Source organism: Alphaproteobacteria bacterium (assembly GCA_015062495.1).
Classification (GTDB): domain Bacteria; phylum Pseudomonadota; class Alphaproteobacteria; order Rs-D84; family Rs-D84; genus Enterousia.
In genome coordinates this window covers 59,679-76,947 of sequence record SUUN01000001.1, presented here as the reverse complement: position 1 = coordinate 76,947, position 17,269 = coordinate 59,679, and the positions used below count along the sequence as shown (strand labels likewise).

The 17,269-nt window shown below is 46.8% G+C and carries 14 protein-coding genes and 5 tRNA genes; 9 read left to right on the top strand and 10 right to left on the bottom strand.

Going from position 1 to position 17,269, the window contains the following annotated elements; translation table 11 throughout:
• Positions 1 to 65 precede the first annotated feature (65 nt).
• The 3 genes from E7008_00380 to E7008_00370 all read left to right on the top strand — a co-directional run bounded on the left by E7008_00380 (position 66) and on the right by E7008_00370 (position 451).
• Positions 66 to 152: transfer RNA gene (locus tag E7008_00380), tRNA-Leu, on the top strand.
• A gap of 5 nt (positions 153 to 157) precedes the next feature.
• A tRNA-Ala gene (locus tag E7008_00375) sits at positions 158 to 233 on the top strand.
• Positions 234 to 364: 131 nt separating this feature from the next.
• A tRNA-Leu gene (locus tag E7008_00370) sits at positions 365 to 451 on the top strand.
• A 32-nt stretch (positions 452 to 483) separates the two neighbouring features.
• Here E7008_00370 and E7008_00365 read toward each other — a convergent pair.
• Positions 484 to 1,491 (bottom strand): M23 family metallopeptidase, encoded by a 1,008-nt coding sequence (locus E7008_00365; protein MBE6456387.1) that lies wholly within the window; start codon positions 1,489 to 1,491, stop codon positions 484 to 486.
• Positions 1,492 to 1,579: 88 nt separating this feature from the next.
• Here E7008_00365 and E7008_00360 point away from each other — a divergent pair.
• Positions 1,580 to 1,656: transfer RNA gene (locus E7008_00360), tRNA-Val, on the top strand.
• Between the two features lie 79 nt (positions 1,657 to 1,735).
• On the opposite strand, the gene E7008_00355 is transcribed toward E7008_00360, so the two are convergent.
• The 6 genes from E7008_00355 to murJ all read right to left on the bottom strand — a co-directional run bounded on the left by E7008_00355 (position 1,736) and on the right by murJ (position 7,827).
• Positions 1,736 to 2,482 (bottom strand): SIMPL domain-containing protein, encoded by a 747-nt coding sequence (locus E7008_00355; protein ID MBE6456386.1) that lies wholly within the window; start codon positions 2,480 to 2,482, stop codon positions 1,736 to 1,738.
• A gap of 56 nt (positions 2,483 to 2,538) precedes the next feature.
• Positions 2,539 to 3,219 carry a tRNA threonylcarbamoyladenosine dehydratase gene (locus E7008_00350; GenBank protein ID MBE6456385.1) on the bottom strand — a complete coding sequence of 227 codons (681 nt, stop codon included), beginning with the start codon at positions 3,217 to 3,219 and terminating at the stop codon, positions 2,539 to 2,541.
• Positions 3,212 to 3,940: a TatD family deoxyribonuclease gene (locus tag E7008_00345; protein MBE6456384.1), complete on the bottom strand. Its 729-nt coding sequence runs from the start codon at positions 3,938 to 3,940 to the stop codon at positions 3,212 to 3,214. The genes E7008_00350 and E7008_00345 overlap by 8 nt, the downstream gene beginning before the upstream one ends.
• Positions 3,903 to 5,264, bottom strand: a complete 1,362-nt coding sequence (locus E7008_00340; protein ID MBE6456383.1) for a glycine--tRNA ligase — start codon at positions 5,262 to 5,264, stop codon at positions 3,903 to 3,905. The genes E7008_00345 and E7008_00340 overlap by 38 nt, the downstream gene beginning before the upstream one ends.
• A gap of 139 nt (positions 5,265 to 5,403) precedes the next feature.
• A complete protein-coding gene (locus E7008_00335; GenBank protein ID MBE6456382.1) occupies positions 5,404 to 6,288 on the bottom strand; it encodes a septal ring lytic transglycosylase RlpA family protein in 885 nt (294 codons plus the stop codon).
• 75 nt (positions 6,289 to 6,363) lie between these two features.
• Positions 6,364 to 7,827, bottom strand: coding sequence for a murein biosynthesis integral membrane protein MurJ (gene murJ, locus E7008_00330; GenBank protein ID MBE6456381.1), 1,464 nt, complete (start codon positions 7,825 to 7,827; stop codon positions 6,364 to 6,366).
• Between murJ and E7008_00325 the strand changes: the two genes are divergently transcribed.
• On the top strand, positions 7,781 to 8,602 hold the full coding sequence (locus E7008_00325) for an outer membrane protein assembly factor BamD (protein MBE6456380.1): 822 nt from the start codon (positions 7,781 to 7,783) through the stop codon (positions 8,600 to 8,602). The two genes, murJ and E7008_00325, sit on opposite strands and share 47 nt — an antisense overlap.
• A gap of 49 nt (positions 8,603 to 8,651) precedes the next feature.
• Here the strand turns inward: E7008_00325 and E7008_00320 are convergent, their stop codons facing one another.
• From E7008_00320 to E7008_00310, 3 genes are read right to left on the bottom strand one after another with little or no spacing between them, the layout of a single operon-like run.
• Positions 8,652 to 9,512, bottom strand: coding sequence for a DUF3078 domain-containing protein (locus tag E7008_00320; GenBank protein ID MBE6456379.1), 861 nt, complete (start codon positions 9,510 to 9,512; stop codon positions 8,652 to 8,654).
• A gap of 12 nt (positions 9,513 to 9,524) precedes the next feature.
• The gene (locus tag E7008_00315; protein ID MBE6456378.1) at positions 9,525 to 10,139 is read right to left on the bottom strand and encodes a hypothetical protein; all 615 of its coding nucleotides are present in this window, start codon (positions 10,137 to 10,139) and stop codon (positions 9,525 to 9,527) included.
• A gap of 4 nt (positions 10,140 to 10,143) precedes the next feature.
• Positions 10,144 to 11,742, bottom strand: coding sequence for a hypothetical protein (locus tag E7008_00310; protein ID MBE6456377.1), 1,599 nt, complete (start codon positions 11,740 to 11,742; stop codon positions 10,144 to 10,146).
• 126 nt (positions 11,743 to 11,868) lie between these two features.
• Here E7008_00310 and E7008_00305 point away from each other — a divergent pair.
• The 4 genes from E7008_00305 to E7008_00290 all read left to right on the top strand — a co-directional run bounded on the left by E7008_00305 (position 11,869) and on the right by E7008_00290 (position 17,244).
• A tRNA-Leu gene (locus tag E7008_00305) sits at positions 11,869 to 11,953 on the top strand.
• Between the two features lie 225 nt (positions 11,954 to 12,178).
• Positions 12,179 to 15,163 carry a hypothetical protein gene (locus E7008_00300; protein ID MBE6456376.1) on the top strand — a complete coding sequence of 995 codons (2,985 nt, stop codon included), beginning with the start codon at positions 12,179 to 12,181 and terminating at the stop codon, positions 15,161 to 15,163.
• Positions 15,164 to 15,454: 291 nt separating this feature from the next.
• Positions 15,455 to 15,886, top strand: a complete 432-nt coding sequence (locus E7008_00295) for a hypothetical protein (protein MBE6456375.1) — start codon at positions 15,455 to 15,457, stop codon at positions 15,884 to 15,886.
• A 17-nt stretch (positions 15,887 to 15,903) separates the two neighbouring features.
• Positions 15,904 to 17,244 (top strand): hypothetical protein, encoded by a 1,341-nt coding sequence (locus E7008_00290; protein MBE6456374.1) that lies wholly within the window; start codon positions 15,904 to 15,906, stop codon positions 17,242 to 17,244.
• Positions 17,245 to 17,269: the final 25 nt, after the last annotated feature.

Here is a 17,269-nt window from a genome sequence, read left to right as displayed (position 1 = left end):
ACAACAAAAAAACCTATTTTTCTTGTTGCAAAGATTTGAAAATTAATATATTATACCTGTCGCCTGCGGATATGGCGGAATTGGTAGACGCGCTAGTTTCAGGTACTAGTGGTAGCAATACCTTGGAAGTTCGAGTCTTCTTATCCGCACCAGTTTTGGGGTTGTAGCTCAGTTGATAGAGCGCTACGTTCGCATCGTAGAGGTCGTGGGTTTGAGTCCCATCAGCTCCACCAAATTTTCAAGCAAGCATAGCGCGCGTTGAAAATTTGAGTGTCTCGGCGGTGCTTGCACCGACGGACAAGAAAGCTCAAATTTGTAAAAATATATTCAATGCCGCGGGAATGCGGCATTATTAAAAGTCTTCGGGGATATGGCGGAATGGTAGACGCTGAGGACTTAAAATCCTTTGGTCATTGCGACCGTGTGGGTTCGAGTCCCACTATCCCCACCACAAAAATTAACGACCAAATTCTTGGTCGTTTTTTATTCATACACCATAATCTCATTAGGATAGATTTTACTTTTAAAATCCCCACACGGCCCCAGCCGAGTACAACCACGTATAATCGGGATTTTATTACCATTTGGTGCCATAACATAGGACGCGCGCCCAGAATATATAATTTCATAATGCAAATGCGTCAAATCCCGGGACATCTGACGCACTTTCTGGTCACGATTTCCGCCTGTGTGCCCCATTAATCCAATTAAACATCCAGACTGAACACGTTGCCCCTGTGTAACAAATATTTCATCCAAATGCATATACTGTGTGGCCCAACCATTACCATGATTAATTCGAATATAGTTTCCCGCCGACGCATTATTACCCGCGCGCACCAGATAATCCACCACACCATCCGCGGTTGCATAAATTGGCATCTGATAGAATCCCGCATCACACCCGATATCAATCCCTTCGTGCGGGCGACCACGGTCGCACCCATACGGGGCACAAAACAACCCTTTATCCGTATTGCGTGCTATTTTTTTTGTCCTGTCTGATATATCACTGGACAAATCCGCCGTATTCACTGGCAAGCCAAACGGTATGGATTGACCACTGAGCAAATTGGGATTACGCATACTGCAATACCCATTGGCCACACCACCAGACGACACAGCCGGCGCGGGCACATCTGTCGCCACGACCGGCGATTGCTGTGGTTTATCTGGTACAATCGTACTGCCATCCTGGGCGGGTGGTTTTCCATTTTCATCACATCCATCACACACTGGGATACCTGCGGCATGTAATTCTGCCTCGATTGCGCGCTGGGCATAATCTTCCATTTCTTCAAATTCCATTATTTGATACGCACTCATTCCGGCATACGGCTCGTACCCATCGGCCAGGTTTTCCATACGTTCTACAAAAGAAGCGTCCGCCGATGTTGTTGGGAACTGCGTCGGACGCAACAGTGACGCCGTCACAGCCCCAACCGGAATCCCGCATAAGATCACAATAAAAAACAATCCGATTTTTATCATACCACTGCATTATAACATTTTCCCCAAAAACGCCAAAATAAAAACTTGAACCGCCACTGTTTTATTCTTATAATACACCCACTGTTTTGGATGTGTAGCTCAGTTGGTTAGAGCGCTTCGTTCACATCGAAGAGGTCGTTGGTTCGAGTCCAATCACATCCACCACAAATAAAAACACCCCGTTTGGGGTGTTTTTGATTATACACTTGCTGCAACAAATAAAAATCCCCGTTTCCGAGGATATTTATTTCAAATAGAATGTTATAGTTGCAACCACGCGAACTTTTTTATTTATTGCCTGACGTTCATTGGATGACCAACTGTCGGTCGGATCACGTGATTCGATACTGAAAACACCCTGATTTGCACTTTTAATCTTGCCCAGACGCGCGTCTGCATCTTTGGCAAACTGTTCCCCAGCCGCCGTTGCATTCTTGGTTGCTTGCTCAATCATCGAAATTTTAATATCATTCAATCCGTTAAATATATAAATTGGCCCTGAATAATCTTCGGTAATCGTAATCCCACGCCGCACCAGTTCACCCATTCTGCGCGATACACTGTCAACCAACGCAACATCATGCGACCGCACCATAACACCCGTTTCAATGACATAGCGACCATCATTTTGCTGATTCTTTAATTCCGAATCGGTATATCCCGCATATTTATCACGTACCTGAACACGCAGTTTTTGAATATCACCCGGCGCAAAACCGGCATCAATTAAAAACGCATTAATTTCTGTTAAATCATTATCAATACGCTGTTGCAGTTCAGTCAAATCACCACCAACACCGTTAATTTTAATATTCCACACCGCGGTATCAGCCACAACATCACGTTCGGCCAACCCCTTGACCGTAACGGTACGACCTGACATCGCGCGATAAATCCCATCACCAATAAAATACCCGCCCAGCGCAATTCCAATCGCCAATACAACCATCCAAACACCGGACATAGACTTTAATTTCTGTGTAATTTTCATGAATATCCTCCCTGCCACCTATTATAATGTAATAAAATGCGCGCCATATGTCAAAGTTAAATATTGCGAACAATTTTCCCAATCACCCAGTTCGCCATCATCAACCCAAACACCCCCGTCACACATATAATCGACCCCAGGTTTTTTGCATGTCCAACGACCGGCGCAGGCGACTCGGTCGAATAAACGGCTGGGAAATCCGACAACCCCGCCCCACGCACCATACGCCGCACACGCGCCGCCAACGGACACACCGTTGTGCGGGAAATCGGCGCAATTTTAATCTGGGCCGGGTCGGTCTTGGACGCCGCACCCATACTGGTAATCAGTGGCACATTATGCGCATCCGCCCATTTATATAATGCAACCTTGGATTCCACACTGTCAATCGCATCAATGACAAAGTCCGGTATAATTTTAACATCTGTATTTTCATCCCAACGGATATTCAGCGCATCAACCATAATATCTGGGTTTATATCACGCACGCGCGTCGCGGCAACATCAACCTTGGGCCGGCCAATGGTCGATGTCAGTGCAAACAACTGGCGATTTATATTTGATTCTTCCACCGTATCAAAGTCCACAACCACTAAATGTCCAACACCACTGCGCGCCAGGGCCTCAATCGCGAACGAACCCACCGCGCCACAGCCAACAACCATAACCGTTGATTTTTTCAGTTTTTCAATTCCTGCATCGCCAAACAACAAACGTGTTCTGTGTAATCTATCCATGTTTCAACATCCCCATTGTATTTTTATAAAAATCACAATCCGGACAAATCGCGGCAATCTGTTCCGCAACCCTAATAATCCCCGTTGGGTTATTTGAATCTGTTTCAACCAGTATTCTGTCCCGTGGCACATCCGCAATTATGCGCCGCGTCCCAGAAAATGAAAAGTACGCATTATAGTCCGCAACCAATCGTGCCACATCCATCGCATTTCCCGAAAAACGGTGAAATAAAATAAATGGCGGTTGCTGTGATTTATATTTCTTTAATACGGCGAACATTTTATCCCATGCACCAACACAGTGCACATGTACCCCACGCCCCAATTCCACCGCCAAATCCATCTGACACACAAATACGTTTATTTGCGTATCCATATCGGGCTTATGCTTATCCAGACCAATTTCACCAATCGTCACCCCGGGATTTTGTGCCAACAATTCACACATCTGCGCATCCCACCCCGCCCCCAGTTCGCCAACAAACCACGGGTGTACACCAATCGCCGCGAAAACATTAGGATTTTTTTCTGCCCCGGCAATCACATCGCACCATTCGGACGGGCGCGTTGCATTAACAATCGCCCCAATATTATTGGGCAAATTTTCATCAAACAAATGACAATGCGCATCTATGTATTTTTTCATATTTGTACAAAAAACGCCCACATGGGGCGTTTCCAAATTATCCATTAACAATTTCCAGCACGCGCCCCGGCACATCTGCGATTGCAACGCGTTCCTGGGCCATCGTGTCGCGATGACGCAGTGTCACTGTGCCATCTTCCATTGTCTGGTGATCAACTGTGATACATACTGGCGTACCGATTTCGTCATGACGGCGATAGTTTTTCCCAATATTCCCCGAATTTTCCAGTTCAATGCGACCAATTCCCATTTTGCGCAGTTTCGACACCACATCATTTGAAATATCCAGCAATTCTGGCACATTACGCGCCAACGGAATAACCGCCGCCTTGACCGGCGATAACTGTGGCTTTAACTTTAACACAGTACGCGTTTTACCGTCGCCCAGGTCTTCTTCTTCGTACGCTTCTATCATAACCGCCAACATCGCACGATTAACACCCATCGCCGTTTCAATTACATATGGGATAAAGTTTTCACCTGATTGCGGGTCAGAATAAGACAATTTGGTTGTACTGTCTTTGTTTTCCAACACATTTGCGTTAATTTTGAAATCTTTCTGTCCTTTGGTATGCGACCCCAGGTCAAAATCCTGGCGGTTATGAATCCCTTCGACTTCGTCAAACCCATCTGGAAATTCATATTCAATATCAACCGCAGCCTTGGCATAATGCGCCAACTTTTCATGTGGCAGGAAACGCAACTTATTCGCCGGAATCCCCAGCACATCAATCCACCACGCCATGCGCGTTTCCATCCACATCTGATGATATTTTTCATCGTCCGCCGGATTTACAAAGTACTGCATTTCCGCTTGTTCAAATTCACGCATACGGAACACAAATCCACGTGGGGAAATTTCATTCCGGAACGCCTTGCCGATTTGGGCAATACCAAACGGCAACTTGTGCGGTTTTGCATCCAAAACATTTTTGAAATTAGTATATGTTGTTGTCGCCGTTTCCGGACGCAGGTACGCATTAACCGCCCCATCCGCCGTCGCCCCAATGGACAGCCCCATCATCAACTGATATGCACGCGGTTCGGTAATATCCGTACTGCCACAATTATCACATTTGGTTGGGTCTTTCATTTTATCCTGGCGCATACGTGTGCCGCATTTTTTGCATTCCACCAATGGATCTGAAAATCCTGCCTCGTGCCCAGAATATTTCCACAATAAACGGTTTGAAATCAATGCCGCATCCAGTCCTTCGATATCATCACGCGAATAAATCATGGCATTCCACCACGCATTGCGGATATTTTTCATCAATTCAACGCCATACGGACCATAGTCATATGCACCACCCAAACCGCCATAGATTTCAGACCCTGTAAAAATAAAACCACGACGTTTACATAACGCAACAATATCATTTACTGTTTTTGCCGGCATAATATTCACCCCTATATCTAAATATGACCTATATATTATACCGAATTTAATAATTTTCAACAGTGAATTTAATTACCTGGATTATTGCCGTTGTGTTTTCTGCCAACCCATAAAAAAATCCCCCAGACGGGGGATTTTTTTAAATACTGTCCGCATTGACCCAACGACCATTTTTCAACAGTCCCGGCGCCATACCTTCGCTGTTACGCAACGCATCAATCACACCACGTGCCTGCGCCGCATCCAGGTTTACGATACGAACCTTGAACATGTCACCTTCGTTAACGACAACTGCATCACCATATGCTTTCATACGCTGCGCCAATGAATCTGCACTATCCTGGGCATAAAACGCGGCAACCTGTACACTGTAATCACCCGAAACTGGGGCAGTTGCAACAGGTGCAGGCTGTGCCACAGGTTGTGGCTCAACAACTGCAGTTGTTGTTTCCACAACTACTGGTGCGGCTGCGCCCAGTGTCGCATTTTTAACTGCAATCGATTGATCGCCCATAACCTGAATTTGAACCTTGCCCTGGCCATTCAAGCCAATTTTCTGGGCGGCAGCTGGCGACAAATCCATCAAACGCGTATTTACAAACGGCCCACGATTATTTATACGAACCACAACAGACTGACCATTATCCAAATTTGTCACACGGGCAATTGTTGGCAATGGCAACGTCTTGCTGGTTGCGACCATTTGGTTAATATCAAAGACTTCGCCGTTACTGGTTTTTGTGCCATTTAATTCCGTCGGAATAATCCCCGCAACACCGGTCTGATTATATGTCATATCTTCGACTGGGATATATTGAACATCATCAACTTTGTACGCAGTACCAATATAGTACTTTGGTGCTGCCGCCAATAAATAAGAATCATTCAAACTCTGTGCTGGGGCGGCTGCCAATGGTTCTTCGCCAAAGCCATCACCATAACTTGTATTATTGCCAGTCGTGCTCAGATCTGCACACCCCGCCAACATTGCGGCCAACACCGCCAAGGAAACTATTTTTTTCATAATTTGGGACTCCTTACATTCTTTTATGATTATAATTTTATCATAAATCAGTCCCCGTTTCAAATTTATTTTATACTATTTAATACGCCTATCAATCAGATATGCCAGCGGCAGATACAGCATCCCATACCCCGCGATTACAAACCCCAGCATCCAGATACTGTCAATTTCAACGCACGACATCAACACGCCCAAAATCGCCGCCCACAAACCGAACGCCACAACCGCGCGCATTGTGCGCCCATCGTGATTTACCAACGCCCGCGCACGACACGCCCGCCCCAACAAATAATTTTTCAGATATCCACTGACCACCACACCAATCGGCACAGCCAAATATCCAACAAACGGGAATAATGTCAAATACAGCACCGCCGCCACCCCCAAAGACACCATACTGGTCTTGACCGGGGTCTTAACATCCTGGGACGCGTACAGGGTTTTACTGTAAATCTGACTGACCAGCATGGCCGGCAACACCAACGCCTGAATCATAATAGCGTGCGCAACCGCCCGCGTTGATTCCGCCGTCCACGCGCCATATTCAAACAGGTATCGAATTATCGGTTCTGCCAACACAACCAGCCCCGCCACACACGGCAATATCAGCATCAACGACCGCCGCATTGACGAATTTTGCTGAATATACACACTGCGCATATTTTTTTCCGCCAACGCATTTGAAATCGACGACATCAGAACCGTTCCCACCGCCAACCCAATCATCGCGAACGGCAACTGAACAATACGATCCGAATAATACAGCCACGACACCGCCCCACTTTGAAAACTGGCAACCAACGTCCCAACAATTATCGTAATCTGATAGAACCCACTGCCAACAATACTGACCCCCAGACGCTTGAACAAAGACTTCATCCGTGGTGTCCACCGTGGCACAACCAGCCGCAGCCCAAAATGCCGACGACGAATCCGCCCCCACAGCACAGCGAACTGAATAATTCCCGATAAAACGACCGTCCCCGCCATTAAATACAGAACATGCGTCGTACCCCAGGCCATCGCAATCAGCAACGCCCCAATCAACATAATATTCAGCAACACTGGCATAAACGCCGCCAACAAGAACCGTGAAAAAGCATTCAATATTGCCGATAAAAATGCCGCCCCACATACAAAAATCACATAGACGAACATTATCCGCGATATAACAACCGTCATTTCCATTTTGCCCGGCACTGCATCAAACCCCGGCGCCAACACCCACACAATCAACGGCATAAATATTTCAAACAATATCGTTATCCCCAGCAAACCAACCATCAGCCACGAAAACACATTTCGTGCAAATGATTCATCTTTTTTTGAATCCGTATACATCGGAATAAAGATTGCAGACAACGCCCCTTCGCCCAACAGGTCGCGGAACAAATTCGGCAACTTGAACGCCGCCAGAAATATATCAGATAATCGCCCCGCCCCCAGCACGCGCGCAATCAGCATATCGCGCACAAATCCGAAAATACGACTGATGCCAGTCATTGCACCAACGCCAAAAATATGTTTGCCCAGTTTCATGTTTTCGATTATACTGCCATCAGCAATAAAAAATCAAGACAGGAATCAAGACATGAAAAAACAATTGGCTTTGATTGGAATTTTGGCAATTTTGGCGGGCTGCGCCGGTTCAGATAACGAAATCGTGGCGGAACAATCCCTGCCGGAAATATACGAAATGGCATACGCGGAATTTAACGACGAAGATTACGAAGCCGCCGCCATGGAATTCCTGCGCGCTGAAACCCAGCACCCGGCCAGTCCTTGGGCCGCCGACGCATTAATAATGGCGGCATATTCACATTATATGGATGGCGACTTTGCGGGCGCACTGTTGGCAACCGACCGATTTATGCGATTTCATCCCGGCCACCGCGATGTGCCATATGTAATGTACCTGCGCGGCATGTGCTATTATCGCCAGGTCAGCGATGTTCGCCGCGAACCCGGCATGTCCGCGTACGCATTGACGCAGTTTCAGGCATTGGTTCAACGCTTTCCAACCAGCGAATATGCAAAAAACGCCGAAAACAAAATTAATATATTAAAGAACTATATCGCAGGCAAAGTGATGTATTCCGCCCGCAACGACATGCGCGTTGAAAATTGGCCCAGTGCAATAAATCAATTGCAAACCGTCGTCCGCGACGCACAGGACACCGTCATGACGCCCGAGGCCCTGTACCGCCTGACCGAGGCATACACCGCCATCGGCCTGCCCGACCAGGCGCACGGATATGCCGAAATGTTAAAATTAAATTTTCCAGACAACACCTGGACCAAAAAGTTAAAATAAAAAATCCCGCCATTGGCGGGATTTTCAAGACAAGAAAGGAACTGGTTTTCTATATCAATCCAAAGGACGTGATATAGTTGAAAGAGATTCCCATGATAAAGTTGCTGCCATAAACATCAACCCCACGGGCGCGGGCGCGACGATATTGCACATATGGCCCCATCGTCAAATCACCCCACAAATTCGTATCCAGACGCAGAACCGCACTTAAATCACGTTCCAGGTCTGTCGGAACAAATTCAGAATAACTTAGATATTCACGATAGTATCCATTGGACGACAATTTTACCCCTTCGCGAATTTGATATTCTAAACGCCAACCGATTTCCGCCGCCAATTTACTGGTCTGTTCGCCGGCATATGTAAAGTCATATTCATACACCCCGGTCAAATACAGACTTTTCACAATTTCATTATCAAACAGCGAAATACCCGCATTTGTACGCAGAATATTCTGGCGCGGTGTACCGTCGGTGGTCTTGAATTCTGTATCATACGCGCCACGAACCGTTGGACCAAACTTGAACCCTGAAAATTCCCAGCACGCATATGACAAATTCGAACTCAACAAAATATCATCGGCGTTTTCACTGACTGTTTCAGGCTCGTCAGATGGTTTCAATTTGGTTTCACCATATTCCATGAACAGTGAATTATCCCACTGAAATCGATTCTTGCTGTATTCCAGTGCCGTATCAAAAACACCCTTCATAAATGTCTGACTGTCTGCTTTCAGCGCAGATACCGGCGAATCTTCATACACATCGGCATTTTTTACATCCGTCTGCGACCATTCCAGTCCAATTCGACGCACCGCCAATGTCAATTTTCCTTTGTCCGCCACTGCATCATCCGCCAACGCCATACCCGGCAACAAACCCAATAATGCAACCCACGATATTTTTTTCAATTCAACACCCCACTATTTCCAAATTTTTAATACCCCATCACTACTGGCGTACCGCCATCCACCTTCGCGCACCGCGATTGTAAATTTACCACGCGCCGACACCGGCAATTCCAGCGTCACCATATCCCCCGAAATCGACTGTGTTCCCAAATCAATCCGTTCATTTCGTGCAATCTGATTTAATTGAATCCAATCTGCAATCGGATCTGACAGTTTTACCGACACAACAAACACATCACGTTTGGATTCGTCTGGCAACCAATGTTGCACATTATTATTTTCCAACCATGTCCGCGCCGCATTTGAATCCAACGTCATTGTAATATTCGCAGAATACGTTGTATCCGACACCTTTTCCCCATCGATACTGGACGTTGCCACCAAATTGGCCAATTCTGAATTTTTTGCATTTTGCAATGCCACCGCCACGGTATCCACGTCAACATATTGCCGCAGTGAATCACCAATAATTTGTCGCCGCGCCTCGTCAAAGGCCATAGTCTTTGCATTTGCGGCGGTATCACTGGTGATACTCACGGCCGCTGATCCACTCAAATCAACCGCCCACACCGACACAGAACACAGGCACAATACAACCCCAACAAAAAACGAACGTATTTTCAACATCCTATCAGAACCTTGCATTTATACCAATACGAACACCCAACGATTTATAGAACGATTCAATTTCGCCATCAACCTTGTCTTCCCAGTTATTTGCACGGGCCACCGCAATACCTTCGGCCGGAATCTTTTCACCGTCAGATGTCGTCATGCCTGTTAACATATATTGCTCTGCCAATTCCTGGGTTAAGCCATACTCATCCATCCACCATTCCAGTGCATATTTATATTCCTGTTCCCCATATACCGGGTCCCAAAACGTCGTCGCATCTGCATCCGATACAGAATAATAATCATATGTCACACCAATTGACAACGCAACACTGTCTGTAATTGCCGTACGCCAATTTGCACCCGCGCCAAAGTGGAAACCACTGCCAATACCACCCTTGTCCTGAACCGACTTTGGATGTTGCCAATCAAAACGATACGGCTGGTCACCCGTTGCCGTATATGACGGCAACCCCAATTCAACATTCGCCGTCACAACATTATACTGGTTAATATCATATTGCATATCCAACCCAATATATGGCCCGGACCATTCAACATCATACGAATGGCTGACCCCCGGTTGTTCAAAATAGTACGTCCCGTCCGCTTCGGCGTAACGCCACCCATCTACCAGAACTGCGGCATATGCTGGTTCGGCTAAATTTGTTGTGCCAGGATACACAAAATTACCATTTTCATTAATATCCAAAACCACGCCATTCGCATCAAAATACGTATATCCCGGATACACATGTAATTCCCCAGGTGTATATCCATTAGACAACGTCACCACCGGCCCACACTGTGTTGAACCATCATCAAAAAGAACGCATTCATTACCATAATCGGCACTGACGATAACACTACCCTTGTTGTCCGACGTTTCTAATTTATATTTCAAATAACGCCATCCGACCGACGGTGTAATTTTCACATTTCCCCACTTCCAAAAATCAGTCAACCCAACACCAACATTAAATCCAAACATGCTGCCATCTTTGCTTGACCCAATGGATAATGCATGACCTATCTTTTCACCATAATACCGTTGATTATTGTATTCACCAACATATGCGCCATTTGGATACCCGCCATGGCTAATATCATCGTCAATCATTGTGGATTCGCCCATCTGCATACCGTATTGCAATCCCGCACCAATTTGCAGTGTTGTATTTCCGACATCAAACACATATTTACCCGCTGCATCAAACACCAACCAATCAATATTATCATAGTGTAATTTCGACCCTGCGGTATTCATTTCAAAATCCCACATTGCCACCTGCTTGGACAATCCGGCATCCAGACTGAATCCGCGTTTACTGGATTGTGTTGCCGCACGTGTTTGCTGTTGCTGTGGTTGCGATGCAACACCCGCACGCGAATTTGTATATCCCGCATTTGCATACTGATTACGATTATATGCCGACACACCCTGGGACGAATAGTTTGATGTATTTGTCCGTGCACGTTGTGCATACGATTGCGTGGCGTATCCACGTTGTGGGGACTGATAATTACCCGTATAGTATGTACCCGCTGCATTCGCCGCCGCCGACATCAGCAGCAACGCCGAACAATTAAACAAAAATCGTGGCAAAAATTTCATATGACGCCCTTTCCTTGAGTCCTTTGAAAACAATTTTATCATAAAAAAGGTTGAAAAACAAATTTCATATTGCAAAAATATATCACCGCGACATGTCTCATGTCTCATGTCTCATGTCTCACATATGCGACCATGGCGGAACTGGTATACGCGCAGCACTAAGGATGCTGTGGGGCAACCCTTGGGGGTTCGATTCCCCCTGGTCGCACCAAATTTTCAAGCAAGCGCAGCGCGCGTTGAAAATTTGAGTGTCTCGGCGGTGCTTTGCACCGACGGACGGCAAGAACCAACGGTTATTCAACGTCTCGGCGTAGCGTCAGCGCAGACGGACTGAAAGAACCAAACAGCCCTGTCTCATACCACATTTTCCCCTTGCCTGGCTTTTTATAAATTTGCTAAACTTTAATAAACAAGGATGAAGGGAATTAAACTGCTTTTGGCTGTATTGCTTGCGCCGCTTGCGTTTCAGGCGGCTGCTGATGATGCATCTGACATCGCGCGTGCGGCCACGCGACGCAGCGCATCAACCCCAATAACAACAAATCGTCAAAAACCGACCACAACGCCCGCGAAAAAGGCAACCACCGCATCCCGTGCAACAAATATTGGCAAATCGGGCGCGACTGTGCGCGAACGCACACAAACGACAACCACAACACCGCGCACCGGCACAACCATCACACGCATGGCATCCACCCCGGAAACAAAACGCGTATCGGCACGCACTGCAACGGTTGCGCCACGCACAATCAAGACCACACAATCGCGCACCATGGCGACGACCGCGCGCACCGGCGCGCCCACTACACGCACATCAAACAAATCACGTACAGCCACGCAACCAACACGCGCCCGCACTGCAACCGCAACTGCAACAACTGCGTCCGACATGCTGAACCGTGATTTTTCCAAATGTCGCACGGTATTTTATGATTGTATGGATGAATTCTGCGCGAACAAGGACGCACAACTTAAACGTTGCGCCTGTTCTTCACGCATACACGAATTTGACGGCACGAAACAGAACCTGGCCAACGTCGAAGAAAAACTGATGGATTTCAGTCAACGCCTGATAACCGTCAACATGGAACGCGAAGACGCCGAAGCATTATACAAACCAACCGAAGGTGAATTGGCATATGCGGCCGACGACACATCCGCTTCAAAAAAAATGCTGGATGAAATTGCCAAAAAATTAAACACCAGTTTTAATGACAGCAACTTTGACCAAAGCCTGAACGCCATATCATTATCATTAAATATGGATTCTGCATTTGACACGATTGATTCCATGGCGGGCGCATCCACAACGGCGAAATCCGGCACAGACTTATATGTATCTGCCCTGCCGGTATGTCGCGAAATGGCGATGGAGGTTTGCAGCACCGACGACCTGGCCATCGCAGAAAGCAGTTATCAAATGGCGATTGAATCTGATTGCAACACCGTCAAAAAATCATACCAGACCCAGGTTGACCAGGCCCGCACCCAGGTATTCGAATCGGGCGCACTGTTGGACATGTCGCGCCTGGACATACACCAGAAACGCAATTCTGACGACATTTTAACCTGCAAACGCAAAATGCTGGACATGTTAACCGATTCGACCGTATGTGGTGCCGACATGGGCAAATGTCTGGACACAACCGGCCGCTATATTGACCCCACAACGGGCACGGCGTTTTTAACCACCGAACTGTATAACCTGGCATCATTAATATCGCGTCCTGAATCGGGCCAAACATGGCGCACTGCCCCGGGCAACGATCGGTTTATAACATTTTTAAATTCTAAAAAGAAATTCCTAGAACCCGCCATGGAAAATTGCCAGGACATATCAGATTATGTTTGGGACGGCTTTATTGACGACGCGCTGGCCCAAATCAAATTGGCCCAGGAATCCAAGTTAGAAGAAGTACGTCAATCCTGTACCACCCTGACGGCACAATGCTTGGACGAAACATATGATTCCATTACCGAATTTGACGCACGCGCGCTATCTATCTTTGGTGTTGCGGTTGACCAAACGGTAAATGCGATGTGTGCAGATGTTCAAACCGCATGCACCGCATTAATGCAGACATCTGGTGGTGGCGAAAACTGGCAAACAGGCATAACCGACATATCAACCGAAAAAACGTACGAAACAATCCTGCAAACCTGTCGCGAGGTTGGACGCGCCTGCATTATCCAGGCCTGTACATCTGTAACTGGAAACTTTGGCCTGTGTGAAAACATAGACACATCCATTAACCGCAAATCAATCATCAATCGCACTGCATGTTGGGACGATGTTGTTGAATGTGTTGCCAGTGCCGGCGACGATGCCCTGAACCGGATTCAAGAACTGCACCCACTGGACACGATTAAAAATGATACCCCAGACGCAGGCGTCGAAACCGCCGACGCAGACACAGGTGACACTGAAACACGCCCGAATATTTTCCGCACATTCTATGGCAAAATGTACGGCATAAAACCTGATGGATGGTCCAACATCACCATAGAACCTAACACCACCCAAACAAACGCCTGCATAAGTTCGGATATGAAAGGTTCAAACTGTGTTAACAGTATTTGTGAAACGGAATGCCTTAATTCAGCTGCCGATACCCCAGTATCCGCCAAATGCTATGCATGCCGCCTGGCGGAACGCATTTGGGGCAATTGCGAAGCGCCCGCAAAAACAAACCTAAGTGCATCCATTACATATCACAACCGTATCAGGGCAACAGATCAATCCGGCAACACATATGATACACTGTTGGCATGGTTTGCAAAAAACACCGGCACGTCCGACGCTCCCGACAGTTGTCGCGACACCAGTTGCCGCCCTGGCTTTACATATTCCGACGGAATGTGCGTCCCACCAGGCAGCATGGACATCACGAACACCCTTTGTGGCGACCGCCAATTCAGCGTATTCGCCGACAACGCAAACACTCGCAATTGTTGTGGTGACAATAACCAATATGAAAACATAAATGGCACAGCCCGCAATTGTTGCCAATCGGATGTGACACAATCGGTCAAGGTCACAAAGGATACATATTTTGGCACAAACGATATTGGCGGGAACGATGTCTGTATAACCAGTGGCGTGCAATACACAAACCTGATTGTTCGCTATACCGACAACGGCACATACTATAACCTGGTGTGTTTGGGCACGGTTAACTGGACGGGCACAGCGGACGACAACTATCCATATGGCAAATCGGTGCAATGCAATGGCAAATTGGTATTAATTGACGACGATGGTCACTATTTAGACCCGACAAATAATAAAGGTGTATCATCATATTATAAAACCGCCACTGACACCTGTGTATATAATGGTCAATCATGGAAAACATGCGGTGGTGCCGATTGCGCCGAACCCGACAAATGGTCAATCGAATTCAGCAACATATGCCCCTAAACACGCGCATAACAAACAACATATTGTTTTTTGCATATATTCTTGACACACCAATAAACCTGCGCTAGAATCCATAACATGAATACAACCAATATACATATCGGGATTTGGCGCAATACCACCCACCCATGGCGGGCGGTTGACGGTGTGCCCTGTGCCACCACGACCAACACCCCATCTGTAAATTGGTTTTTTATCAACGATATAAACGCTAAAAATCCGGACTTTTTGCCGGATTTTTTGTTTATACCCCAGGAAAACATTCCCACCCCAACAAAAAAGGATTAAACTATGAAACTAACAAAAACATTACCATATTACCTGAAACGCGCACTGCCCATCCTGGGATTGGCCGGCGCAACAATTTTCACATCCTGTGAAAAAGAAGAACCAATACCCACCCGCGATATTGAGTTTAAGTTTTCCGAATACGATCTGACCAACCTGACATACTTCGCACTGGAAAAGGCCGCCGCCCAACCTGACGTTCGTTATGTATACATGGTTCCAGTTGGCTATTACAATCATTGGAATCGCGTATCGATTCGTAATTTCCGCATGTTGCAACTTGAACCCAGAATAGAACTGTCACCAAAGATTCGCGGGCGTGGCAACTTCGACTTTGAACCAGGCGAAGCCAGCAAAGTCCCCGAAGACAGCCTGTGGTATGTTCAAAACGGTTGGACAATTAACGCACAATTGGCCACGGACAACCAACGATAAAACATATAAAATCCGACATGCGTCGGATTTTTTTATTGCTTTATCGCCCCCTTTTTTCTAGCATATCTCTCAGGATGAGGAAATTTATTACCACTGCATTTTTATTAACATTCTGCGCGTGCGTGGCACATGCCGCTGATACAGATTGCACAACCCTGTCAAAGGCAACTTGCAACACCACCCCCGGGTGCTATTGGCAAACACATTTGACTTCATGTGCCAAGTGTCCTGTCGGAACATATAATGATGGTACGCTTGGCGAAAACGCAACTGCTTGCTTTTCCTGTGGCACATGGGACGCCAACTCTAACACCGAATGGTCAAAGACCTCAACCGGCCAAACATCCCAAGACGCATGCGCATTTACAGCACAATGCAAAGCCGCCCAGGCATTTACTAATGGTAACTCCTGGGGGTGGGGGTGCAACGCCTGTTCATCAAAAAACAATGCATTACAGGGTATATATTATTACGGCACCAGGGAATCCGGATACACAATAAATGGAACATGGGGCGATATCAACAGCGCTATCAATACAGACAAAGCCTGTGCCCGATGCGGCGCAAACTCAACAACCAGCAGTAACGGCCTGGGCTGTGACTGCCGGCCGAATTATCACATCATTGGTGGCACAAACAGCGACACGGTCGCAAATGGGGACGATTGCGTAATAAACACATACACCATAACATATCGCGCCAATAACGGAACAGACCAAACAACAACACAGAAAAACGTCAGTTACGACTCAACTGTCACCACCCTGGGTGACCAAACATTCAGCAATACGGGTCATACATTAACAGGTTGGAAAAATGATGCGCTTCCCTTGGACATCACGCCGGCGGGTGGCACATTTCAGTATACATATACCACCGATATTGAATTAAAGGCCCAATGGTCCGCTAAATCATTTAAGATAACATATCAGGTTGGCGACGCGGGCACGACATGCCAACCCGCGAACCCACCATCCTGTACATACGGCAAAAAATGTTCTGCCCCCAATATACCAAATGGCTGTACATACAACGGTTATTTATTCAATGGCTGGAAATGCACATCCGGTTGCAATGACAGCAACACCATAATATCCCCGAACACAGACATCAACGATATATCTGGTGGCAACGATATGACATTAACCGCCCAATGGGCCGAATGTCCGGCGGGCTATTACTGTCCAGATATCAGTACAGACAACGAATGCCCCGCGGGTTCGACATCCGACGCTAAATCAACCGCAATAACCCAATGCTATATGGTTGGGGGCACAACAATAATTTTGGACGCAGCCGATAATGAATTTACATTACCCGGAACAACAAAAATATATTATCACGGTGGAAACAACTAATAAATCCCGGGACAACCGGGATTTA

Excerpts from the sequence above, each read along its gene's own strand:
- E7008_00315 (MBE6456378.1), bottom strand. The coding sequence starts at position 10,139 with ATGTTGAAAATACGTTCGTTTTTTGTTGGGGTTGTATTGTGCCTGTGT.
- E7008_00355 (MBE6456386.1), bottom strand. The coding sequence starts at position 2,482 with ATGAAAATTACACAGAAATTAAAGTCTATGTCCGGTGTTTGGATGGTT.
- murJ (MBE6456381.1), bottom strand. The coding sequence starts at position 7,827 with ATGAAACTGGGCAAACATATTTTTGGCGTTGGTGCAATGACTGGCATC.
- E7008_00310 (MBE6456377.1), bottom strand. The coding sequence starts at position 11,742 with ATGAAATTTTTGCCACGATTTTTGTTTAATTGTTCGGCGTTGCTGCTG.
- E7008_00325 (MBE6456380.1), top strand. The coding sequence starts at position 7,781 with ATGCCAGTCATTGCACCAACGCCAAAAATATGTTTGCCCAGTTTCATG.
- E7008_00295 (MBE6456375.1), top strand. The coding sequence starts at position 15,455 with ATGAAACTAACAAAAACATTACCATATTACCTGAAACGCGCACTGCCC.
- E7008_00365 (MBE6456387.1), bottom strand. The coding sequence starts at position 1,491 with ATGATAAAAATCGGATTGTTTTTTATTGTGATCTTATGCGGGATTCCG.
- E7008_00335 (MBE6456382.1), bottom strand. The coding sequence starts at position 6,288 with ATGAAAAAAATAGTTTCCTTGGCGGTGTTGGCCGCAATGTTGGCGGGG.
- E7008_00290 (MBE6456374.1), top strand. The coding sequence starts at position 15,904 with ATGCGTCGGATTTTTTTATTGCTTTATCGCCCCCTTTTTTCTAGCATA.
- E7008_00340 (MBE6456383.1), bottom strand. The coding sequence starts at position 5,264 with ATGCCGGCAAAAACAGTAAATGATATTGTTGCGTTATGTAAACGTCGT.
- E7008_00350 (MBE6456385.1), bottom strand. The coding sequence starts at position 3,219 with ATGGATAGATTACACAGAACACGTTTGTTGTTTGGCGATGCAGGAATT.
- E7008_00345 (MBE6456384.1), bottom strand. The coding sequence starts at position 3,940 with ATGTGCCGGGGCGCGTGCTGGAAATTGTTAATGGATAATTTGGAAACG.